At 64.6% G+C, this 21529-nt stretch carries 25 protein-coding genes and 1 riboswitch; of the genes, 9 read left to right on the plus strand and 16 right to left on the minus strand.

The window, feature by feature from the left end:
• Nucleotides 1–7: 7 nt before the first annotated feature.
• Complete coding sequence (locus SP6_RS12720; protein ID WP_042469153.1) at nucleotides 8–1978, minus strand: S9 family peptidase; 1971 nt, start codon at nucleotides 1976–1978, stop codon at nucleotides 8–10.
• 120 nt (nucleotides 1979–2098) lie between these two features.
• Here SP6_RS12720 and SP6_RS12725 point away from each other — a divergent pair, with 120 nt between their 5' ends.
• Nucleotides 2099–2329 (plus strand): hypothetical protein, encoded by a 231-nt coding sequence (locus tag SP6_RS12725; RefSeq protein WP_007405561.1) that lies wholly within the window; start codon nucleotides 2099–2101, stop codon nucleotides 2327–2329.
• Nucleotides 2330–2441: 112 nt separating this feature from the next.
• Here the strand turns inward: SP6_RS12725 and SP6_RS12730 are convergent, their stop codons facing one another.
• The 5 genes from SP6_RS12730 to SP6_RS20980 form a co-directional block, all read right to left on the minus strand.
• Nucleotides 2442–3392: a phytoene/squalene synthase family protein gene (locus tag SP6_RS12730; protein WP_007405554.1), complete on the minus strand. Its 951-nt coding sequence runs from the start codon at nucleotides 3390–3392 to the stop codon at nucleotides 2442–2444.
• Nucleotides 3389–3970: an LOG family protein gene (locus SP6_RS12735; protein WP_007405526.1), complete on the minus strand. Its 582-nt coding sequence runs from the start codon at nucleotides 3968–3970 to the stop codon at nucleotides 3389–3391. The genes SP6_RS12730 and SP6_RS12735 overlap by 4 nt, the downstream gene beginning before the upstream one ends.
• 77 nt (nucleotides 3971–4047) lie before the next feature.
• Nucleotides 4048–4281, minus strand: coding sequence for a hypothetical protein (locus tag SP6_RS12740; RefSeq protein ID WP_007405609.1), 234 nt, complete (start codon nucleotides 4279–4281; stop codon nucleotides 4048–4050).
• Between the two features lie 23 nt (nucleotides 4282–4304).
• A complete protein-coding gene (locus SP6_RS20975; RefSeq protein WP_152680151.1) occupies nucleotides 4305–4640 on the minus strand; it encodes a hypothetical protein in 336 nt (111 codons plus the stop codon).
• Nucleotides 4640–5338 (minus strand): hypothetical protein, encoded by a 699-nt coding sequence (locus SP6_RS20980; RefSeq protein WP_126053205.1) that lies wholly within the window; start codon nucleotides 5336–5338, stop codon nucleotides 4640–4642. Before SP6_RS20980 ends, SP6_RS20975 begins: the two co-directional genes overlap by 1 nt.
• Nucleotides 5339–5447: 109 nt before the next feature.
• Here SP6_RS20980 and recQ point away from each other — a divergent pair, with 109 nt between their 5' ends.
• From recQ to SP6_RS12765, 5 genes are all read left to right on the plus strand, one after another.
• Entirely contained in the window at nucleotides 5448–7217 is a 1770-nt protein-coding gene (recQ, locus tag SP6_RS12745) for a DNA helicase RecQ (RefSeq protein WP_007405604.1), read from the plus strand.
• 13 nt (nucleotides 7218–7230) lie between these two features.
• A complete protein-coding gene (locus tag SP6_RS12750; protein ID WP_007405497.1) occupies nucleotides 7231–7755 on the plus strand; it encodes a GNAT family N-acetyltransferase in 525 nt (174 codons plus the stop codon).
• Between the two features lie 385 nt (nucleotides 7756–8140).
• On the plus strand, nucleotides 8141–8923 hold the full coding sequence (locus tag SP6_RS12755) for a sterol desaturase family protein (RefSeq protein WP_042469157.1): 783 nt from the start codon (nucleotides 8141–8143) through the stop codon (nucleotides 8921–8923).
• Nucleotides 8853–9266, plus strand: a complete 414-nt coding sequence (locus SP6_RS12760; protein ID WP_390901601.1) for a DUF2141 domain-containing protein — start codon at nucleotides 8853–8855, stop codon at nucleotides 9264–9266. Before SP6_RS12755 ends, SP6_RS12760 begins: the two co-directional genes overlap by 71 nt.
• A 72-nt stretch (nucleotides 9267–9338) precedes the next feature.
• Nucleotides 9339–10223 carry a MipA/OmpV family protein gene (locus SP6_RS12765; protein ID WP_007405509.1) on the plus strand — a complete coding sequence of 295 codons (885 nt, stop codon included), beginning with the start codon at nucleotides 9339–9341 and terminating at the stop codon, nucleotides 10221–10223.
• Nucleotides 10224–10266: 43 nt separating this feature from the next.
• On the opposite strand, the gene SP6_RS12770 is transcribed toward SP6_RS12765, so the two are convergent.
• Entirely contained in the window at nucleotides 10267–10779 is a 513-nt protein-coding gene (locus tag SP6_RS12770; RefSeq protein WP_113667860.1) for an Ivy family c-type lysozyme inhibitor, read from the minus strand.
• A 55-nt stretch (nucleotides 10780–10834) separates the two neighbouring features.
• On the opposite strand from SP6_RS12770, the gene SP6_RS12775 reads away from it, so the two are divergent.
• Complete coding sequence (locus tag SP6_RS12775) at nucleotides 10835–11299, plus strand: DUF1810 domain-containing protein (RefSeq protein ID WP_007405614.1); 465 nt, start codon at nucleotides 10835–10837, stop codon at nucleotides 11297–11299.
• A 50-nt stretch (nucleotides 11300–11349) separates the two neighbouring features.
• Here SP6_RS12775 and SP6_RS12780 read toward each other — a convergent pair whose 3' ends face one another.
• Nucleotides 11350–11730 carry a hypothetical protein gene (locus SP6_RS12780; protein WP_037569000.1) on the minus strand — a complete coding sequence of 127 codons (381 nt, stop codon included), beginning with the start codon at nucleotides 11728–11730 and terminating at the stop codon, nucleotides 11350–11352.
• Between the two features lie 115 nt (nucleotides 11731–11845).
• Here SP6_RS12780 and ung point away from each other — a divergent pair, with 115 nt between their 5' ends.
• Together ung and SP6_RS12790 are read left to right on the plus strand one after the other, a co-directional pair.
• Nucleotides 11846–12541 carry a uracil-DNA glycosylase gene (ung, locus tag SP6_RS12785; RefSeq protein WP_007405537.1) on the plus strand — a complete coding sequence of 232 codons (696 nt, stop codon included), beginning with the start codon at nucleotides 11846–11848 and terminating at the stop codon, nucleotides 12539–12541.
• A 76-nt stretch (nucleotides 12542–12617) separates the two neighbouring features.
• Complete coding sequence (locus SP6_RS12790; protein WP_007405572.1) at nucleotides 12618–12929, plus strand: alkylphosphonate utilization protein; 312 nt, start codon at nucleotides 12618–12620, stop codon at nucleotides 12927–12929.
• An 8-nt stretch (nucleotides 12930–12937) separates the two neighbouring features.
• Here SP6_RS12790 and socB read toward each other — a convergent pair whose 3' ends face one another.
• From socB to SP6_RS12820, 8 genes are all read right to left on the minus strand, one after another.
• The gene (socB, locus tag SP6_RS20985) at nucleotides 12938–13645 is read right to left on the minus strand and encodes a type VI toxin-antitoxin system SocB family DNA replication inhibitor toxin (RefSeq protein WP_126053206.1); all 708 of its coding nucleotides are present in this window, start codon (nucleotides 13643–13645) and stop codon (nucleotides 12938–12940) included.
• Nucleotides 13617–14186, minus strand: a complete 570-nt coding sequence (gene socA, locus SP6_RS20465) for a type VI toxin-antitoxin system SocA family antitoxin (RefSeq protein WP_165384335.1) — start codon at nucleotides 14184–14186, stop codon at nucleotides 13617–13619. The genes socB and socA overlap by 29 nt, the downstream gene beginning before the upstream one ends.
• 83 nt (nucleotides 14187–14269) lie before the next feature.
• The gene (thiC, locus tag SP6_RS12795; RefSeq protein WP_037568972.1) at nucleotides 14270–16117 is read right to left on the minus strand and encodes a phosphomethylpyrimidine synthase ThiC; all 1848 of its coding nucleotides are present in this window, start codon (nucleotides 16115–16117) and stop codon (nucleotides 14270–14272) included.
• 48 nt (nucleotides 16118–16165) lie between these two features.
• Nucleotides 16166–16256: riboswitch (TPP riboswitch) on the minus strand.
• Nucleotides 16257–16422: 166 nt separating this feature from the next.
• Nucleotides 16423–17454 (minus strand): ferritin-like domain-containing protein, encoded by a 1032-nt coding sequence (locus tag SP6_RS12800; RefSeq protein ID WP_007405547.1) that lies wholly within the window; start codon nucleotides 17452–17454, stop codon nucleotides 16423–16425.
• Nucleotides 17455–17490: 36 nt separating this feature from the next.
• On the minus strand, nucleotides 17491–18462 hold the full coding sequence (locus SP6_RS12805; RefSeq protein WP_007405607.1) for a ferritin-like domain-containing protein: 972 nt from the start codon (nucleotides 18460–18462) through the stop codon (nucleotides 17491–17493).
• Between the two features lie 200 nt (nucleotides 18463–18662).
• Nucleotides 18663–19640 carry an L-histidine N(alpha)-methyltransferase gene (egtD, locus tag SP6_RS12810; protein ID WP_007405530.1) on the minus strand — a complete coding sequence of 326 codons (978 nt, stop codon included), beginning with the start codon at nucleotides 19638–19640 and terminating at the stop codon, nucleotides 18663–18665.
• 2 nt (nucleotides 19641–19642) lie between these two features.
• Entirely contained in the window at nucleotides 19643–20926 is a 1284-nt protein-coding gene (egtB, locus tag SP6_RS12815) for an ergothioneine biosynthesis protein EgtB (RefSeq protein WP_042469154.1), read from the minus strand.
• 39 nt (nucleotides 20927–20965) lie between these two features.
• Nucleotides 20966–21529, minus strand: a complete 564-nt coding sequence (locus tag SP6_RS12820) for a cob(I)yrinic acid a,c-diamide adenosyltransferase (RefSeq protein ID WP_007405524.1) — start codon at nucleotides 21527–21529, stop codon at nucleotides 20966–20968.

Consider the following 21529-nt stretch of genomic DNA (forward strand, 5'->3'; position numbering starts at 1 on the left):
CTTCTCCCTACTTCAACCCGGTCACGAACTCCGCGCCATGCTTCACCTGCGCGGTCGAGGCCTTGAGCGTGTCGCCGATCGGCTCGGCGCGACCGCCCAGGCAAGGGGCGAGGAAATTCTCGGCCACCGCGTTGAAGGCGATGTTGTTGGCCGGCCGCGCGAAGCCATGGCCCTCGTCGGGGAACAGGACATAGGTGACGGGGATGTTCTTCGTCGCCATCGCCGCCACGATCTGGTCACTCTCCGCGACGTTGACGCGCGGGTCGTTGGCGCCCTGCCCGATCAGCAGCGGCTTCTTGATCTGGTCGACAAAGGTCAGCGGTGAGCGTTCCTTGAGAAGGGCGCGCCCCTCTTCGGTCGTCGGGTCGCCCATCCGCTTGTAGAATTGTTGCTTGCCCGCTTCCCAATAGGGCGGGATCGTCTTCAGAAGCGTGAACAGGTTCGACGGCCCGACGATATCGACGCCGCACGCGAATTTCTCCGGCGTGAAGGTCAGGCCCGCCAGCGTCGCATAGCCGCCATAAGAGCCGCCCATGATCGCCACCTTGTCGGGGGTGGTGACGCCCTGTTTGACCGCCCAGTCGACCGCGTCGATCAGGTCGTCATGCATCTTGCGGCCCCATTGCAGGTCGCCCGCCGAGATGAAATTCTTCCCAAAGCCGGTCGAGCCGCGATAATTGACCGACAGCACCGCATAGCCGCGATTGGCGAGCCACTGATGATAGCCGTTAAAGCCATAGCCGTCGCGCGCCCAGGGTCCGCCATGGACGAACAACACCATCGGCACCGGCCCGGTCACGCCCTTGGGCTTGGTCAGGTACGACACCAGCGTCAGCCCGTCGCGCGCGGGGATTTCCACCGCCTCCATCGGCACCAGCGGCGCATCGGCCAGTTCGGGGCGGCTGACGTAAAGCTGGGTCAGCTTCTTCGCCTTGCGGTCGTATAGCCAGGTCGAGGCCGGCGCGGTCACCGGATCGAAAGTGACGAGCCATTTGTCATCGGCATCGGTGCGCGACCCGATCGCGAATTCGCCCTTGTTCTGTGCCTTCAGAAAGGCGAGATCGGCCTTCACCGCATCGCCGACCGGCACATAGTCGCGCTTCAGGTAATTGACCGAATAGGCCTCGACCCGGCCGGTCTTGGGGTTGAACAGACCGCCGCCGACATCGGCCTTGGGGCTTTCGCCGATCACGGCCATCTTGCCGCTGCCCATGTCCTGCGCCATCAGCGCGGCGGTGTTCCGGCCCCGGCTGTCCATCCAGTAGAGCGTCTTGCCATCAACCGTGAAGCCCAGCGGCGAGGTGGTCAACGAATCGTCCAGCCCGAACTGCACGACCGGCGTCGCCTCCACATTGGTGCCGTTGACGCGGTAATAGTCGGAGCCGCCATCGGGCCGCGCCTTGGCTGCCATGCGCAGCTTCAACTGATCGTCGGCGAGGAACCCGGCATAGCCGTCATTCTGCATCACCTTGGTCAGCGCGCCGGTGGTCAGGTTCAGTTCGTACACGTCATGCCAGCGCGGGTCGCGATTGTTGACGCCGACCAGGATACGGTCCTTGATCGTCTCGCTGGTGCCGACGATCTGAACCCGGGTCTTCTCGAACGGGGTCAGCGCCTTTTGCTCGCCGGTCGCGACGTTGACGCCGTAGAGCAGGAAATTCTCGTCGCCGCCCTTGTCGTTGACGAACAGAATCGACTTGGAATCCGGCGACCAGAAGCTTTGGCGGATCGGCCGGGTCTTCTCGGCGGTCAGCGGCTTGGCCTGATCGGGGGTGGCGATCGGCGCGACCCAGACGTTCAGCACCCCGTCGCGCGGCGCGATGAAACTGATCCACTTGCCATCGGGCGACAGCTGTCCACCGACCTTGGTCGGATTGCCGAACAGCTTGGCCCGTTCGATCAGCGGGACGTCCGCCGCCATCGCCGATTGCGCCACCATCAACGCGGCTCCCGCCGCCAACAAAGCCTTGAATACCATGCCATGCTCCCACCTATGACTGTATTGCCAAAGCATGACACCAGCTTCTCCATCCGACAAGCGCGATTTCGGAACCGCTGGCCGCTGCGTACGTTTTTACCAGCAAGTGGAGGCGGTTACATGCAACCGATTTTCTATGTGATGGCGATCCTGGGCTGCGGAGATGGCAGCGTCGATTGCACCGAGGCGCGGATGGTCCCCGCCCGCTACGAAACCATGGCCCAGTGCCGCGCCGATCTCGCCAACCGGATCGCCGCCAATACCGATGTGCCCTATCCCGTGATCGGTGCCGACTGTCGCCGCATCGGCGCGCAGGTTGCGAAGGCCGAGCGCAAGCCTTCGCAGGGCTGATCCCGCCCGCCCGCTCGACCTGAGCAAGGTCGAAAGTTATGGGGATTCCGTCGCCACCTTTCGAGCAGCCGTTGACACAGAGCCTTCGACTTCGCTCAGGCGGGGAGGCGAGCTACCGGGGCCGCGTCCAAAGGGTTGGATCACGTGGGAGGATTTTCATTTTGTCCCTCCGCGCCGCCTGAACGCCGGCGACCGTCATGAAGCGCAGCTTCTCCGCCTTGCCGGTTCCGACCCTGCTGTCCCAGGCGCGCCGCCCCCGCTTGGCAACCTTGCGGCCGATCGCGCCATAGATCGCCGCCGCCGATAGCACCGCCCAGGCCGAGCGATAGGAAAGCGCCGGCGTCCCCATCCGTGCGCTCGCCTCGAACCGGGCAGCCTGATCGGTCAGCCGCCGGGCCAGCGCGGTCAGCCCCGGCCGGTGCGAGGGGGCCATGATCGCATCGGGCGCGATGCTCTTATAGGCGAGCCACTCGCGCGGCAGATAATGCCGCCCGGCGCCGGCATCTTCGGCAATGTCGCGCGCGATATTGGCCAGTTGAAACGCCATTCCCAAATCACAAGCTCGGTCGAGCGTCGCCTCGTCATCCGGCCGCACCCCCATCGTCACCGCCATCATGCAGCCGACGACGCCCGCGACGTGATAGCAATAGCGATAGAGGTCCGCCTCGCTCTGCGGCCGCCAATCCTCGGCATCCAGCGCGAAGCCGGCGATCAGGTCACGGGGCCAGCGATGCGGCATCCCCGTCTCCGCCACCACCACGCGCAGCGCGTCGAAGGCAGGATCACCCACCACCTGCCCCGCCAGCGCCGCCTCGGTCTTGTCGGTCAGCTCGGCCAGCCGCGCGGGCGCATCGGCCACGCGGGTCATGCCATGGCCATGATCCTGCCCATCGGCGATATCGTCGCACCGCCGGCACCAGGCATAGAGCAGCCAGGCGCGCTCGCGCGTTTCGGGATCGAACAACAGGCTGGCCGCCGCGAAACTCTTCGAGCCGCGTGCGATCGAGTCCTTGGCCGCCGCCACCAGCGCCGCCCGTTCGGTCGGGGCGGCGGGCCGGGTCACAGGTCGCCCGCGTTCATGCGAACGATCGGCTGGGTGGGAACATGCACCGCCATCCGCTCCAGCAGCCCGTCCAGCGTTTCATCGACGATCAGCAATTCGCGGTGCTGCGGCCGCAGGAAGCCGACCTCGCCCATCTTGTCCCAGAAGGCGACGAGATGGTCGTAATAGCCGCCCGTGTTGAGCAGCCCGACCGGATCGGCATGATAGCCGAGCTGCGCCCAGCTCAATGCTTCCCACAATTCGTCCATCGTGCCGGTGCCGCCGGCGATGGTGACGAAACCGTCGGACAGATCAGTGAACGCCTTCTTCCGCTCGTGCATGCCGGGCACGACGTGCAGTTCGGTCAGGCCGCGATGCGCGACCTCGGCATCGACCAGCGCCTGCGGGATGATGCCGATCACCTCGCCGCCGGCCGCCAGCGCCGCATCGGCGACCGCGCCCATCAGGCCCAGCCGACCGCCGCCATAGACGACGCCGATCCCCCGCTCCGCCAGTCCGCGCCCGACAGCACGCGCCGTCTCGATATATTGAGGGTCCGAGGGGGTCGCCGACCCGCAGTAAATGGCCAATCGCTTCATGATGGGAGCGCTAGGCCATGGCGCGGGGTGGGGCAAGCGGGGTTGCGGCCAGCCGACCGGCTCCGTCTTTCGCCACGTCAGGCGAAGACGGCCACTGTGCCCACGATCAGCGTCACCCAGAACAGCAGAAAGACGAAATTGCCGCGCCAGCCCGACGATACCGCTGGACCGTCGAGATACTCGGTAGCATGCGCGCCATCCAGAAACCGTACCATGCGCCGGGCGAGCGCCACCACGATCCAGTCCACAGCGCCGATCGGATCGAGATCGAGCAACTGGCGCAGCGGTGCGCGTTCATAGAGGCTCACCATACGGCCGAAGCCCCGTCGAATAGTCATGAAATGGGCGAGGTTTCCGTACAACGAACATTGGCGATGTTTAGCTGTTGGGCGGCCCTTCTTGCTTCCGCCACGAACGGCGCCTGCGCTTCGCAACCACCCGAAAAATCGATGAACATGGTCTTTGCGCCATCATCTGCCAGACCCGACGTTCGGATAAGCGCCTTATCGGCGGATCGGGTTGTCAATTGGTCAACCAATTCCCACCCCTGCTGCTGTGATGGCGGATCGAATAGGAGATAGCCATGCCCCCCCCCATCGGGAGCGGGACTGCGCGTCTCGCCACAGGCCGCCAGGAGAGCCAGTGCGCCCATCGCCATTGCGATTCTCATTAACTCCCCCCTCGCACCAAATTGACCGCTCGTTCCCACAAACTTGGATCGCGAAACGTCACGTCTCTCCGATCGAAGGGCGCAACGATTTCGCTCTTGTCATCGGCTAGAACGTACACGCGGAGGATGCCCGCACCGTTGGCCAAGGGTCCGATTGCCGTCGCCCGTCCTCTCTGGGGTGCCTTGGACATAGCTCCGATTGCAGCACTACCCATTGCTGAGGCTTGCGCCTTGGCGGAAGCGGCAGGCTTAGGAGCGTTTCGTATCCCCTTCCCACTCGCTTGGCCGGAGTACCTCGTACGACGAAACCAGATTCGCCATGCGACCGGCCTAGTACTGACGGAACTTCGAAATATCTGAGGTCGCAACTCGCCATAGCTTAGCGCGACCCTTCGATCTTTTACCATGGCGGCGGCGTTGCCCAGACTGACCGGCAAACCAAAAAGATTGGATTTTACCCGACTTTCCATAAATTCGCGGTCTAAGCTTTGCTGTCGGGCCGCAATGGCCTCGGGACGCCCGCCACGTACCGGCCGTGAATTGACTTGAAAGTCGAACTCACTCTTGCCGATCCGCATGTCGTATTTTTCTACGGCTATGGCTTTGCCGGCCGTAAAATACAGAGTCTGCCCTTCATCGACTGTTGCGATCAGTCGAAAATTTTCATTGCCGATCCGGATCACGGTATGGTTTGCCATTCCATTCTCGCTCCTTCCAACGCTGATAGCATAGCAAACGCATCAGGAGGGAAACAGCTTGCGGGATGTGCCCTTCCCCCGCCCCCATGCCGTCGCTACATGGACGCCGATGGTCGCCGACCCCCTTGCCAAGCTCCATGAAGTCTTCGGGTACAGCCAGTTCCGGGGTGTCCAGGAACAGGTGGTCGACCGCGTGCTCGGCAAACAGCGGACTTTGGCGGTCATGCCGACCGGCGCGGGCAAGTCGCTGTGTTACCAGCTGCCCGCGGTGATGATGAACGGATGTTGCGTCGTGGTCAGCCCGCTGATCGCGCTGATGCACGACCAGTTGCGCGCCGCCGAAGCAGTCGGCATCCGCGCCGCCACGCTGACCAGCGTCGACCAGAACCGCGCCGAGACGGTCGCGCGCTTCCGCGACGGCCAGCTCGACCTTCTGTATGTCGCGCCCGAGCGCGCTTCGTCGGGGCATTTCCGCGAGCTGCTGGCCTCCGCGCCGCTCAGCCTGTTCGCGATCGACGAGGCGCACTGCGTCAGCGAATGGGGGCATGACTTCCGCCCCGATTACCGGCTGCTCGAACCGTTGATGGATGCCTTTCCGGAGGTGCCCCGGCTGGCGCTGACCGCGACCGCCGATGCGCATACCCGCGCCGACATCGCCAAGCAGCTGGGCATTCCGGTCGAGGGGATGATCGTCTCGGGCTTCGATCGGCCCAATATCCGCTATGCGATCAGCCCCAAGGCCAATGTGAACCTGCAGATCGCGCGGGTGGTCGCCGACACGCCGGGCCCCGGCATCGTCTATGCCCAGACGCGCGCCGCGACCGAGAAACTGGCGGAAGCGCTGGCGCGGACGGGGCGGCCGGTGCGCGCCTATCATGCGGGACTCGACCCAGCGATCCGCGCCAAGAACCAGGCCGATTTCGTCGCGAGCGAGGACATGGTGATCTGCGCGACCGTCGCCTTCGGCATGGGGATCGACAAGCCCGATGTGCGCTTCGTCGCCCATGCCGGGCTGCCCAAGTCGATCGAGGCCTATTATCAGGAGACGGGGCGCGCCGGGCGCGACGGCGACCCTTCCGTCGCGCATCTCTTCTGGGGCGCCGACGATTTTGCGCGGGCCCGCCAACGCATCGCCGAGGTCGAACCCGAACGCCAGCCCGGCGAGCGTGCACGCCTGTCCGCTCTCGGTGCGCTGGTCGAGACGGGCGGGTGCCGCCGCCGCATCCTGCTACGCCATTTTGGCGAGGAGCTGGCGGAGGATTGCGGCAATTGCGACAATTGCCTGGGGTCGCCCGATGCGGTCGATGCGACGACCACCGCGCAGAAATTCCTCTCTGCCGTGTTCCGCACCGGCCAGATGTTCGGCGCGGGCTATATCGAGCAGGTGCTGACTGGCCAGTCGAGCGAGCGCAGCCTGATGAACGGGCATGAGGCGCTGTCGGTGTGGAACATCGTCGACGGCGACGAGGTGGCGTTGCTCAAGCCGGTGCACCGCGCGCTGTTGCTGCGCGATGCGTTGCGCACCAATCCCCATGGCGGGCTGGAGTTCGGCCCCGCCGCGCGTGCGCTGATCAAGGGCGAGGCGCGGCTGTCGCTGGTCGTGCCGCCCAAGCGGGAGCGTAAAGGCCGCCGCGCCGCGCCCGTGGCCGCCAATCCGGCCGACAATCCGCTGTTCGAGGCGCTGCGCGCCAAGCGTCGCGAGCTGGCGCAGGAGGCGGGCGTGCCGCCTTACGTCATCTTCCACGACTCGGTGCTGCGCGACATGGCGGCGCAGCGGCCGAACAGCCGCGCGGCGCTGTCGCTCCTGTCCGGGATCGGCGCGCGCAAGCTGGATGCTTATGGCGAGGCCTTTCTGGCGGTGATCCGCGACGCCGGCTAATATCGCCTGCGTCATGACCTTTGCGAGCCCCACCCCGACCCTGACGACCGAGCGGCTGAGCTTGCGCGGCCACCATCCCGACGATCTCGACGCGCTGGCGGCGATGTGGGCCGATCCCGCCGTATACGGGATGATCGGCGGCAAGCCCCGTTCGCGCGAAGAGGTGTGGATTCGGCTGCTCCGCTCGATCGGTTGCTGGACGGTGTTCGGCTATGGCGCCTGGGTGGTGTGCGACCGGGCGACGGGTGCGGTGCTGGGCGATATCGGGCTGCTCGAGTCGCGGCGGGCGATTATACCGGAGTTGACGGTGCCGGAGGTGGGCTGGACCTTGGTTCCAGCGGCGCATGGCCAGGGCTATGCGGGTGAGGCGATGCGCGCGGTGCTGGACTGGGCGGATGCGAACGGCATCGACCGGACCTGCTGCATCATCGATCCGGGCAATGCCGCGTCGATCCGGCTGGCCGAGAAGCTGGGCTACCGCGCGCCGGTGGAGGGGGTTTATTACGAGCGGCCGATCCTGATCTTCCACCGGGTATAAGTCAGCCCTGCCCCCTGCCTCCGTTCGCACTGAGCGACGTCGAAGTGGACGGGATTCCATCTGGGCAGAGGGCGCGACATGGGCTTCGACGTCGCTCAGCCTGAACGGAGGTTTGAGTTAGAGTTCGTGCGGGGGCGCGGAGTGATAGCGCCCGGCCGGCAGGCCGCTTCTCATGACCGACGGTGCGGCAGCGGCGGAGGATGAACGCGTTCCCGACGCTGACGCGCATCCCGCCCTCTCTGCGCCTCCGCGCCTCCGCGCCTCCGCGCCTCCGCGCGAATAAAAGGCCACGGGCCTCTCGCCTGACGAGAAATGGTACAACCCCTCGCCCCAATGGTTTACACTGTTCTTTGTGACGCTTGCCCTGATCCTGTCCGCCATCGCCATGACGCTGATCGTCGGTGTCCGCTATCTACTCGCCTCGGGCGCGTTCGCGCTGGCGACCCGGGCGCGGCATCCCGATCTCTATGCCGGTCTCGATCCGCAGATCCGGCGCGAGATCGGCTGGAGCCTGGCCTCGGCCGCGATCTATGGCGTGCCGGCCGGCATCGTCGCTTGGGGGTGGCAGAATCGCGGCTGGACGCAGATTTACGCCGACGTCCATGCCTATCCGCTCTGGTATCTGCCCGTCTCGGTCCTGCTCTATCTGATCGCGCACGATAGTTGGTTCTACTGGACGCATCGCTGGATGCACCGGCCCGCCATCTTCAAGCGCGCGCATGCCGTCCATCACGCCAGCCGACCGCCGACCGCCTGGGCGGCGATGGCGTTCCACCCGATCGAAGCGGTAACCGGCGCTGTGGCCATTCCGCTACTGGTCTTCGTGATTCCGATCCATGTCGGCGCACTCGGCTTGGTGCTGACGATCATGACGGTTATGGGCGTGACCAACCACATGGGCTGGGAAATCTTTCCCCGTTTCCTGTGGCAGGGGCACCTGGGGGGGTGGCTCATCACTGCGAGCCACCATCAACGGCATCACGAGCAATATGGGTGCAATTATGGACTCTACTTCCGTTTCTGGGATCGACTGTGCGGGACGGACCGGGGACTGGGAGATTTCGCGCGCGCCCATGCGCAGGCGGCGCGGCGCGTCGGTGCTGCTGGCGCTGGCCAGCCTGCCGCTGATCGGCGCGGCGCCGGTCAGCCGGCTGGACATCGGGATTGACCAGCTCCGCTCCGCCAAAGGCATGATCCGGCTGTGCTTGACCGCCGATCCGGACAATTTTCCCGCCTGCGTCGATGACGCGCGCGCGCTGACCCGCTCGGTGCCGGCGGGGCAGCGCGCCATCCATCTCGACGGCCTGCCCCATGGCCAGTACGCCGCCGCCGTCATCCATGACGAGAACAACAACGCCAAGCTGGACACGCTGGCCGGCATTCCCCGCGAGGGCTTTGGCTTCTCCCGCAATCCGGCGATCCATTTCGGCCCGCCCCGTTTTACGGCCGCACGCTTCGCGCTCGATTCTGTTGCCGAAACACAACAGATTCGGATGCGATACATATTCTGACACAATCGACCGGAGCGAAATCGCTACCGTCGCGTTGCATTTCGGATAACCTATTTCAGGGAGTTTTCCGTTTTGCGCCTTTTTCCGCGCGTTGCCGCCCCGCTCATCGCTTCGGCGGCTCTATCCCTGTCCCTGCCCGCCCATGCGCAGGACCTCCCCGCGGCCGATGCTTCCGATGCCGCCGCTGTTGGCGCTCAGATGGGCAAGAATACCATCACGCTCGGCTTGGGCGCGGCCTATCTGCCCGATTATCAGGGGTCGAACGATTATCAGTTCACGCCCGCACCCGCCGGCTTGGCCTATATTGATGGGCATACGATCACCTGGATCGGCAATCGCCTGTCGGTCGACCTGATCGGCGACCGGAGCAATCCGGGTTGGGATTTTCAGGCCGGGCCGGTCGGCGTCGTCAATCTGGACCGTACCGCGCCGTCGCGCATTGATGATCCCCGCGTCCGCGCGCTGGGCAAGATCGGCGCGGCGGTCGAACTGGGCGGCTATGTCGGCATCGGCAAGGTGGGCGTGGTCACCAGCCCCTATGACCGCCTGTCCGTCGCGCTCAGCTATCGCCACGACGTCACCGGCGTGCATGACAGCGGCATCTGGCAGCCCAGCATCAACTATTTCACGCCGCTGTCGACCAAGGCGGCCGCCGGCCTGTTCGCGACCGCCGAACATGCCGGCGCGGGCTATGCCCGTCGCTATTATTCGATCACGCCGGGCCAGAGCGTGGCGAGCGGCCTGCCCATCTATGACGCGCGGTCGGGGTGGAAGAACTGGACCGCCGGTGCGCTGGGCACCTATTCGCTGACCGGCAATCTCCTTCAGGGTTGGAAGCTGGTCGGCAGCGTCGCCTATAGCCGCATGCTCAACGATTTCGGCGACAGCCCGATCGTGTCGCAGGCGGGTTCGCGCAGCCAGTGGCTGGGTGCGCTGGGCGTCGCCTATACCTTCTGACGATCTCGTCCGGGCCAGCCCATGGGGCGGGCCCGGACAACCCTTATTCCTGCGGGCATTCCCCGGGGCGGGTGACGGGCGCGCCGCCCATATACCATTGGCTTCGGTCGCCCATCGTATCGCGATCATGATAGCAGACCTGCGCCTTGCCGGTCTTCATATCCATCTGCATCGTCCAATTGTTGTCGGCGCAGTCATGCGGGGTGCAGCCATGCGCGGCCAGCCCCGTGGCCCCCATGGCGAAGATCGGCACTGTCACCGCGCCACGTGATATGATCCGCTGCACCAGTTTCTGATCGCCCACCGCATCGTGCAGCGCACCCGCCACCTCGGTCCGGTCGAAGAAGGTGACTCCATCGACCGCATCATTGGGATATTGGCCGATATAGGCCTTGAGCGGCGTCACCTGCGCCACCCCCGCCAGCGGCGTCGGGCGCGCGGTTCCCGGCGGGGTGAAATTGCCCGGCGCGACATCCGAATCGGTATCCCCGTCCTTGGAGCCGCAGGCGGCCAGTGCCAGCAGGGCCAAGGGGGCAAGACAAGCGAAACGGCGCATCACACTCTCCTGAGGATCATATCGTTCTGACGCAATTCTGGGGCGAAGGGAACGCATGGCTTTGCCGGGCGGTTGCCGGGATATGCCCCATCCCTCTCCCGATCCGCTGACGCGCTTCGTCGAAGCCCAGGCGCAAGACCTTGCCACCGCTCTGGCCGAGTTGCGCGACGGGCGAAAGCGCAGCCATTGGATGTGGTATGTCTTTCCCCAGATCGCCGGGCTGGGGCGCAGCGAGACCGCGCGCTACTATGCGATCGCCGATGTCGTGGAAGCCCGCGCCTATCTGGCGCATCCGCTGCTCGGGCCCCGTCTGCACGAGGCGGTGCGCACCGCCTGCGCCGCGTCGGGATCGGCCGAGGCGGTGTTCGGTCCGGTCGATGCGATGAAGCTGCGTTCCTCGCTGACGCTGTTCGCGGCGGTGGCCGAGGACCCTGCGCCGTTCCAGGCGGGGCTCGACCGATTCTTCGACGGGCAGGGCGATCCGGCGACGCTTCGCCTGATCGGCCATGCGACCTCCTGAGGCCGGCACATCGCCGGGTGGACCGGCAAGGCCGATCCACCCTGTGCGCGTCATCCCTTGGTCTTCACCGGCCCGGGGCCCGTCACGCTGGCCGAGCCATCGGCGGTCAGTACGATCGTCCACTGCGCGACATTGTCGCACACCGCCGTCCAGGTCGGGTTGCCGTTGACCGGGGCGATCTCGGTCATGCTGGTCACCGACTGACAGGTCGCGCCGCTCGTGCCGGCATCGCGGATCGCGCGGAACAGCACACCGCGCCGCTGCCCCTCGGGCAGGTTGCGGACCTTGGCGCCCAGGTCCTGCGCGCTCATCCCGCTGGTGTTGGACGGAGCCGCCGCCGTCGCGGTGTTGCCGGTGGCTTCGGTCGAGGAGCCACAGGCCGCCAGCGGCAGGGCGGCGGCCAGAATGGCGGTGATGATCGTACGCTTCATGAACATGCTCCATGACAGGTTACGCGGTCGGCGGGATGACGACCGTATCGGCTGCATAACGATTATCCTCGGTTGCGGTTGCGCGGTGATGACGCGAACGGCATGGAGATAGGCCATGAGCGATATTCGTCTTCACGAAAGCTGGCTGGCCCCGTTACGGCCCGAGTTTGACGAGCCCTATATGAAGGCGCTCAAGACTTTTCTGGCGCAGGAGCGCGCCGCCGGGCAGCGCATCTTCCCCCGCCCGACCGAATGGTTCCGCGCACTCGACCTGACCCCGCTCGACCAGGTGCGCGTCGTCATCCTGGGGCAGGACCCCTATCATGGCGAGGGGCAGGCGCATGGCCTGGCCTTCTCCGTCCAGCCCGGCGTCCGGCCGCCGCCCAGCCTGGTCAATATCTACAAGGAGATGGCCGACGATCTGGGCATCGCCCCGCCCGGCCACGGCCTGCTCGACCATTGGGCGCGGCAGGGGGTGCTGCTGCTCAACTCGGTGCTGACCGTGCGCATGGGGCAGGCCGCTTCGCATCAGGGGCGCGGGTGGGAACGCTTCACCGACGCCGTCATCCGCGCCGTCGCCGCCAAGCCCGAGCCGGTCGTCTTTATCCTCTGGGGCGCCTATGCCCAGAAAAAGGCGGGCTTCGTGCGCGAGATGGGCGGCGGGCGGCACGGCGTGATCACGTCGGTCCATCCCTCCCCCTTGTCGGCGAGGGGCGGCTTTTTCGGCTCCAAGCCCTTTTCGCGCGCCAACGCCTTTCTGGTCGAGCATGGCCAAAAACCGATCGACTGGGCGCTGCCGCCGCTGCTCTGATCTGTAATCATACTGGCATCACTTCGGCGAAGCGCGCATAGGGCCGCTTTTCCACCAGCGAACAGGGGCAAGCGCGATGGCCGACGAAGACTATGTCTATGACGAAGCGACCGGAGAATGGATCAGCGCGGCGGACGCCGCCGCCAAGGCCGGCACGGTCGGCGAGGATGATGCGGTGGTGGTGCGGGACTCGGTCGGCAATGTGCTGAGCGATGGGGATCAGGTGACGCTGATCAAGGACCTGACCGTCAAGGGCGCGGGCCAGACGCTGAAGCGCGGCACGCTCATCAAGTCGATCCGCCTGACCGGCGACGCGCAGGAAATCGACTGCAAGTTCGACGGGATCAAGGGACTCGTGCTGCGCGCGGAGTTTGTGCGTAAGCGGTAAGTTCGCCTTTAACCGAACATTCCCCCAGCCGCTCGCTTCGGTTCAACAATGTGCCTTTCAGCGAGTACTTCGCGCCATATCGAATAGGTTTCATCGATCAACTGCGACAACTCTGCCAATGAATATAGATCATCATCATTAACGCATGACTCACTGATAACTCGTTCTTCTTTTCCCTGCGGAAAACGAAGAACGAGAAGGTTTGAGTCAAAAAAATCCGGGTCAGCCAATCGAATTTGCTGATGCATCATAGAAAAAACGAACTTGCGGGCATGCGCCGTTAAACCATTAGTCCGGCGATAATCTATAAACAGAAAGGTATTTCTTCCATTCAATTGAAAGAAAAAATTTTCCCAATACCGCACAAGCCCCAGTGAACCAATGGCCATCGAAGGCACTACACGCTCAACTGCGCCACTTGATTTTTGCCGATACCAATGATCAAAAAGATCGACAACCTCCAGACAGCTCTCTTCCTGCTCGTCGCATCTGCAACGCCTGCTAACGATCTCTTTGATCTTATCAATAGAGGGACGCGGCGAGATTAATCCTAGCGGGTTGGAGGGATTAGCGATATTGAAATTTTGGGATCGTGCTGGCTCGTATGACCAGCTGCCGCCACCAGAGTTGAAAGATTGAAGTGCTCGACGCTTCATTGCCGCAGGAAGCGGTGCGATTCGAGCTAAATCAGTCTCCGGCAAACGGCGAAGCTTCATCCAATCCCTCGTTCTCCTGCGAAGGCTGCAAAGCAACCTTCAACCTTCCGAACGTCTTGATCGTCAGATCATCGTCGATTCGGTTACCTACAGTAGCACCTGTTTTTGCTTTGTTCCAGACAATAGACCATGCCCCCCCTGGAACGTGCGACAAACTTATCAACTGACTTGGTGAGGCATGCCCCATAACGTGCATGAGATGCTCAATATGTCTTATGGCAAGCGGGTCAGCCAATTCCGGCAATGCGGATGAGATCCCCGTAAAAGGATCGGTGCGCTGAATCGGAGAGGTAATTTCATTCCTGCCATAATGCTTCAAAGCATCATAGATCGAACGACATACCGGGCCAAACTCCCACGCTTCAAAGACGCCCCTCACCAAAGGGCGCCGATGATGAACCAGAAAAGCCGCGTGAGCGAAGTAAAGCAGTTTTTGTACGGAAATATTGCGGATGGGCACCTCCATACGTTGCGCACACGCAATTATTGCGTTCGCTACGACGCGAGGATCATGCCCTGTCGCATCAGTCTTGTTTGGCATGGCACCCATCGGCGGGCGCATGGGTTATGCGCGCCCGCCATGTCAACAGGCTAGAAGCTGGCTATCCCCCTTATGCGGCCGTGTCACTCCGCCGGCAGGTAAACCTCCCCGCCCTTCTCGCGGAATTTCTCGCTCATCTGCTGCATCCCAGCCTCGGCGTCCTCGGCCGCGACGAAGGTTTCGACCGGCGCGTTCTGCTTGGCCGCAAATTCCCGAACCTCCTGCGTGATCTTCATCGAGCAGAATTTCGGGCCGCACATCGAACAGAAATGCGCGGTCTTGGCGCCCTCGGCCGGCAAGGTTTGGTCGTGGTAGGATTCCGCCGTGTCGGGGTCGAGCGACAGGTTGAACTGGTCGCGCCAACGGAACTCGAAGCGCGCGCGGCTCAGCGCGTCGTCGCGCATCTTGGCGGCGGGATGCCCCTTGGCGAGATCGGCGGCGTGGGCGGCGAGCTTGTAGGTCACCACGCCGACCTTCACGTCGTCGCGGTCGGGCAGGCCCAGATGCTCCTTGGGCGTGACGTAGCAGAGCATCGCCGTGCCGTACCAACCGATCATCGCCGCGCCGATGCCGCTGGTGATATGGTCGTAGCCCGGCGCGATGTCGGTAGTCAGCGGCCCGAGCGTGTAGAAGGGCGCCTCGCCGCACGCCTCCAGCTGCTTGTCCATATTCTGCTTGATCTTGTGCATCGGCACATGGCCGGGTCCCTCGATCATGACCTGCACGTCCTGTTCCCAGGCGCGCTTGGTCAGCTCGCCCAGCGTGTAGAGCTCGGCGAACTGCGCCTCGTCATTGGCGTCGGCGATCGCGCCGGGGCGCAGGCCGTCGCCCAGCGAATAGGCGATGTCATAGGCCTTCATGATCTCGGTGATCTCGTCGAAGCGTTCGTAGAGGAACGACTCCTTGTGATGCGCCAGGCACCATTTGGCCATGATCGAGCCGCCACGCGACACGATGCCGGTCACGCGCTTGGCGGTCAGCGGAATGTACGGCAGGCGCACGCCCGCATGGATGGTGAAATAGTCGACGCCCTGCTCGGCCTGTTCGATCAGCGTGTCGCGGAAGATCTCCCAGGTCAGCTCCTCGGCGATGCCGCCGACCTTTTCCAGCGCCTGATAGATGGGCACCGTGCCGATCGGCACGGGCGAGTTGCGGATGATCCATTCGCGCGTGTCGTGGATGTTGCGCCCCGTCGACAGGTCCATGACCGTGTCCGCGCCCCAGCGGATCGACCAGACCAGCTTGTCGACTTCGGACGCGACATTGGAGGCGACCGCCGAATTACCGATATTGGCGTTGATCTTGACCAGGAAGTTGCGGCCGATCGCCATCGGCTCGGATTCGGGGTGGTTGATGTTGTTGGGGATGATCGCCCGGCCGCGCGCCACTTCGTCGCGGACGAATTCGGGCGTGACGTAATCGGGGATGCTCGCGCCGAAGCTCTCGCCGTCGCGGACATATTCTTTCAGCATCTCGCGGCCGAGATTCTCGCGGGTCGCGACATATTCCATTTCGGGCGTGATGATGCCGCGCCGTGCATAATGCATCTGGCTGACGTTCATGCCGGGCTTGGCCCGCAGCGGGCGGTTCAGTCCGGTGCGCGGGAATTGCGGCACGCCGCCCGAACGGTCGGGGCCGAGCTGGCCATTGTCCTCGGGGCGGATCTCGCGACCGTCATAGGCCTCGACATCGCCGCGCCCCTCGATCCAGGCGCGGCGGCGCTGGGGCAGGCCGGCCATGATGTCGATGCGGGCGCTGGGATCGGTGTAGGGGCCGCTCGTGTCGTACACACGCAGCGGCGGTTCTCCCGAGGAGGGGTCGAGATGGATTTCGCGCATCGCGACATCCAACGGGCCGACATGAATCTTCTTCGAGCCACGAATGGGGCCGGTCGTCACGCCGATCTCGGCCTTTGCGGGAATATCTGCCATAGTCGTCCACTCCATGCGGAGGAAACGGACCATGAGAGACGGGGCCGCTCCCTCCCTACGCCGGTGTCAGCCGGATCAGGTTCAGCGGGTCGGGGGCTCCTGCCCCCCTCTCAAGCGCGGGTCGGCGCTCCCCCGGGGATGGGCCACTCATAGGCGAAATGGACGGACCAAAGAAGGGGTTTCGTCACGATCCCCATCACATGCCCCCAAACCGGGACAGAGCGAGGGCAAAAAAAGGCCCCGATCGGCAAAAAGGGGAAGAGACCGATCGGGGCAAGGCCCGTAGTGAAGGCTATGCTGTTCTTTTAGCCGCTGGCGGCGCTCGACCGGACCGCCCCGTTCAGGCCGCCGGGGAAGAAGCCGCCGCCGGTGACCGACGCCCTGTTGAGATAGACGATGTTGAGCACCTGACCCGGCGTGCGCGCAAAGGCGATCGCGTTGGAGTCGGCCGGCACGATATTGGCCACCTGCTGTCCATTGACGGTCGCGACGATGCCCTGATCGAGATCGGTCGAGCCGTCCAGGCTGTCACGCGCGTCCGAGATTTGCCCGGCGGCGGTGATCAGCGACGCGGTGGTCACCCCCTTGCGGTAGAGCGTCGTGCGGACGAGGCCGGCATGATAGGCCTCCGCCGCGTGGATGCCGGCTGCCGCTTCGATGAACGTCTTGTTCGACAGCAGGGCGACGCCGCCCATATAGGCGGTGACGCCAACATCCTCGAACAGATAGGCGCCGAGCAGGAAGAACTCGTCCGACGAATAGGGATCGAAGGTCGCGTTCGCACCGATCACACCCGCCGCACGCGCCGCCGCCGTGAAGGCGCCATTGGCATCGCCCGACAGGTTGATCGCCGGCTGCGCCACCGCCGCACTGCCCAGCGCATTGCGCAGGAAGGTGACGTGCGCGATCTCGTCATAGGCGATTTCGCGCGCATATTGCGCGACGATCGGGTCCTGGAACTGGACCTGGCGCGGCTGACCGGCGCCATTGGTCGCGCTGGTGTTGATCGCGACCGATCCTTGCGTGCCCGTGCCGCCGAGCAGCGACGAGGACAGGCCGGTACCGAAGGCGGCATAGCTGTAGAATTGCGCTTCCAGATATTCGAGCTGGAGCGCGAAGTTCAGCACATCGGCGTCGGTCACCGATCCGGTCGGCGAGGGGGTGGGCGTCGGCGTGGGGATGACGATCACTTCGTCGTCATTGTTGCACGCACCCAGCATCGCCAGACCGCCCACGGCGCCAGCCCCGGCGGCCATGCGCATGAAACGGCGACGGTCGGCCCGGCGCTTGGCCGATGCCTCTTCGATCACATCGAGAATGAAGCGTTCTTCGCTCATGGTGAAAAATCCTCTCGCAACGAGGAAAAAGGGGGATCAGTTCGCCGCGCTGGCGCGCAAGGTGCCGTTCACGCCGGCGGGGAAGAACCCACCCAGCGTGGCCGTCGCGCGGTTCAGATAGACGATGTTCAGCACCTGTTGCGGCGATCGGCTGAACGCGATCCCGTTCTGGTCGAGCGGCACGATGTTGGACACCAACTGGCCGTTGATCGTGGTGCGGGCGATCCCCTGGTCAAGATCGGTCGAGCCGTCCAGACTGTCGCGCGCGTCCGAAATCTGGCCGGCGGCGGTGATCAACGACGCCATGGGGGTCGTCGCATCATAGCCCCGCGCATAGAGCGTCGTGCGCACGATCGCGGCATGATAGGCCTCGACCGCCAGAATGCCGGCCGCCGCCTGCAGGAAGGTCTTGTTGCTGATCAGCGGCGAGGCGCCCTTATAGGCGGTCACGCCGACATCCTCGAAGATATAGGCGCCCAGCAGAAAGGCCGTGGGCGAGCTGTAGGGATTGAAGGTCTCGTTGGCGCCGACGACACCCGCCGCGCGGGCCGCCGCCGTGAACGGGCCATTGGCATCGCCCGAAATGTTGATCGCAGGCTGGGCCACCGCCGCGCTACCCAGAGCGGTGCGGAGGAAGGCGACGTGCGCCGCTTCGTCCGCCGCAATCTCGCGCGCATATTGGCCGACGATCGCATCGTTGCTGAAATTGACCTGCGCACCGCCGGTTACAGCACCCTGCGTCCCCGTGCCGGTAAGCTGATTGGCGGGCAGACCCGTGCCGTTGGCGGCATAGGCGTAGAACTGCGCTTCGAGATATTCGAGGTTCAGCGCGAAGTTCAGAATGTCCGTATCGGTGATCGTCGACTGGGCCCCGGCCTTGCTGGTCAGGGTAAAGGCCGTCGCGCCCGCAGCGGCGGCCCCGATCGCCATCTTGAAAAAGTCGCGCCGCTGATCCCGGCGCTGGGCTCGTGCATCAAACGCGTCGAGCAATTGTGCGCTTTCCGTCATCATGCTCCTCCCACTAGGAAACCAACACAAACTCTATTCGTTGGTGCACCACCATCAAAAGAACTTGCGATGGGACCTGGTGGACAGAATTGATCTTGCTGATCGGCCCACCAGACCGGGGTAACAACGACGACTGACGGAAAAAGACGCAACTTTTTCGGAAAAACTGCTTTGCGGCGATTTTCCCTGCGGCCGGAGGTTTATGGCGCCAGCCGAGCTGATTGCGCTTCCGCCAGATAAACGCTGAACAAATCGCTCGGATCGCTCCATTGCGCGACCGGGGTCCAGCCACCGGCACGCAGCAGAATCTTGGCGTCGCGCGGGCCGTATTTGTGGCTGTTTTCAGTATGGATGGTTTCTCCCGCCGCCATGGCGAAGGAGCGCCCCTCGACGGTGAAATCGACATCGCGCGTCGCGGCCAGATGCATCTCGATCCGCGAGCGATCATCGTTCCACACCGCGCGGTGGCGGAACGCCTCGACCGGGATGGTGCCATCGAGTTCGCGGTTGATCCGGTCGAGCAGATTGCGGTTGAACGCCGCCGTCACCCCTTGCGCATCGTCATAGGCGGGGACCAGGATATCGGCGGGCTTGGCGCGGTCCATGCCGATCAGCAGCATCGCGCCCTCGCCCAACGACCCGCGCATGGCGCGCAGCAGGTCGGTCGCCATGGCGGGCGTCATGTTGCCGATGGTCGAGCCGGGGAAAAAGCCCAGCTTGGGCGCATCCGCCACCATCGCGGGCAGCGTCAGCGGGTGCATGAAATCGCCCTCCAGCGGATGGATGGGCAAATCCGGAAACGCCTGTTGCAGGTTGCGGGCGGATTCGCGCAGAAAATCGCCCGAAATGTCGATCGGCACATAGGCCGAAGGCTCGACACAGCGCAGCAGCACCGGCGTCTTGGTCGAGGAGCCCGATCCGAACTCGACGACCGCGCGCCCCTTGCCGACATGCGCGACCAGTTCGGGGCACATCGCCTCAAGGATCGCGGTTTCGGCGCGGGTGGGATAATATTCGGGCAGGTCGGTGATCGCCTCGAACAGCTCGGACCCGCGCCGGTCATAGAACCAGCGGGCGGGAATGGCGCGCGGGCGGCGCTCCAGCCCGGCCAGCACATCGGCACGGAAGGCGGGATCGGCCAGCGACATCTGACCGTCCTCGATCTCAGGCTTCAGCATGATTACAGGTCCTTTGCCAGGCGGACGCCGGTGAACTGCCAGCGCTGATGGGGGTAGAAGAAGTTTCGGTAGGAGGCGCGGGCATGGCCGCGTGGCGTGGCGCAGCTGCCGCCGCGCAGCACGAACTGCCCATTCATGAACTTGCCATTATATTCGCCGACCGCGCCCTCGACGGCGCGAAAGCCGGGATAGGGGCGATAGGCGCTGCCGGTCCATTCCCAGACATCGCCGAAAAAGGCCGGACCATGCGTAGCGGGACGCGGCTCGATCGCGCCCGCGCGGTCCATCTGATTGCCACCCGCCGGATCGTGGCGTGCGGCGGCCGCTTCCCATTCGAATTCGGTCGGCAGTCGGGCACCTGCCCAGGTGGCGAAGGCGTCCGCCTCGTAGAAGCTGACATGGGTGACGGGCGCCGCCGGATCGATCGCGCGCCGCCCGTCCAGTCCGAAACGGGTCCAGCCGCCATCGCGCTCTTCCCAATAAAGCGGCGCGGCGATGCCCTCGCCCTTCACCCAGGCCCAGCCATCCGACAGCCACAGCCGGGGGTCGCGATAGCCACCATCGGCGATGAACTGCATCCACTCGGCATTGGTGACCGTCCGGTCGGCGAGGGCATGGGGATGGAGCAACGCGTCGTGGCGCGGCCCTTCGCAATCGAAGGCGAAACCCTGTCCGTCATGGCCGACCGGCACGATACCGGCCGGCCCTTCGACCCAGGTGATCGGGCCAGGCATGGCGACCGGTGCCTTGGGCTCGAGCGCATATAGTGCCGGCTCCAACGGGTTTTCGGAAAAGAGATGAAGGATATCGGTGACGAACAGCTCCTGATGCTGTTCCTCATGATGGCACCCCAGCGCGACCAGTTCGCGCGCCGCCTCGGGCAGATGGGCGAGCGCGGCCAGCAGCGCCGCATCGACATGCGCGCGATAGGCCCGCACTTCGTCCAGCGTCGGCCGGGTGATCATTCCCCGACGGTGACGCGCATGGCGCTTTCCCTCCGCCTCATAATAACTGTTGAACAGGAAGGGGAAACGCGGATCGTGCAGCGCATAGCCAGGCACATGATCGCGCAGCACAAAGGTTTCGAAGAACCAGGTCGTATGCGCCATATGCCATTTGGCGGGCGAGGCATCCGGCATCGACTGAACGGTTGCATCCGCATCCGACAGCGGCTCGGCCAGCGCCAGGGTCAGCGCGCGCACCGATCGGTAGCGGGACGCCAGATCATGACCCGGATCAGGGGCAGGCCTTGAGGCCGTCGCGTGGGACGGGACAAGAGTCGACATTGGGTGCTCCCCGGGACATTGGGGAAGCCGGCCGGCCCTTTACCGTCCCGTGCGTACCCCTCCTGGAACCCAAAGAACGTCCGATGCGCCGCTTTGGTTCACCATCCGCGCGGCGACAAAAAGCCAGTCCGACAAGCGGTTGAGATAGGCGAGCGCGGGCGGGTTGATCGCCTCCTGCTCGGCCAGCGCGACGGCGGCGCGCTCGGCCCGCCGGGTGATGGCGCGGGCGAGATGGAGATGCGCCGACCCCGTGCTGCCGCCGGGCAGGATGAAGCTGGTCAGCGGAGAAAGCGCGGCGTTCATCGCGTCGATCTCCGCCTCCAGCCGCGCGACCTGCTCGGAAATGATCCGCAGCGCCCCTTCCACCTCACCCGGCGTGGCGAGATCCGCGCCCAGATCGAACAGGTCGTTCTGAATCCGGGTCAATTGCGCCGCCAGCGCACCCTCAATGGCGAGCAGCGCGACGCCGATCGCGCTATTCGCCTCGTCCACCTCGCCGATCGCGACCATGCGGGGCTCGGCCTTGGACCGGCGCGATCCGTCGACCAGCCCGGTCGTGCCCGAATCGCCGGTGCGGGTGTAGATTTTCGTCAGCTTGACCAA

The sequence above is a fragment of the Sphingomonas paucimobilis NBRC 13935 genome, from assembly GCF_000739895.2.
In the GTDB taxonomy this organism is placed as follows: domain Bacteria; phylum Pseudomonadota; class Alphaproteobacteria; order Sphingomonadales; family Sphingomonadaceae; genus Sphingomonas; species Sphingomonas paucimobilis.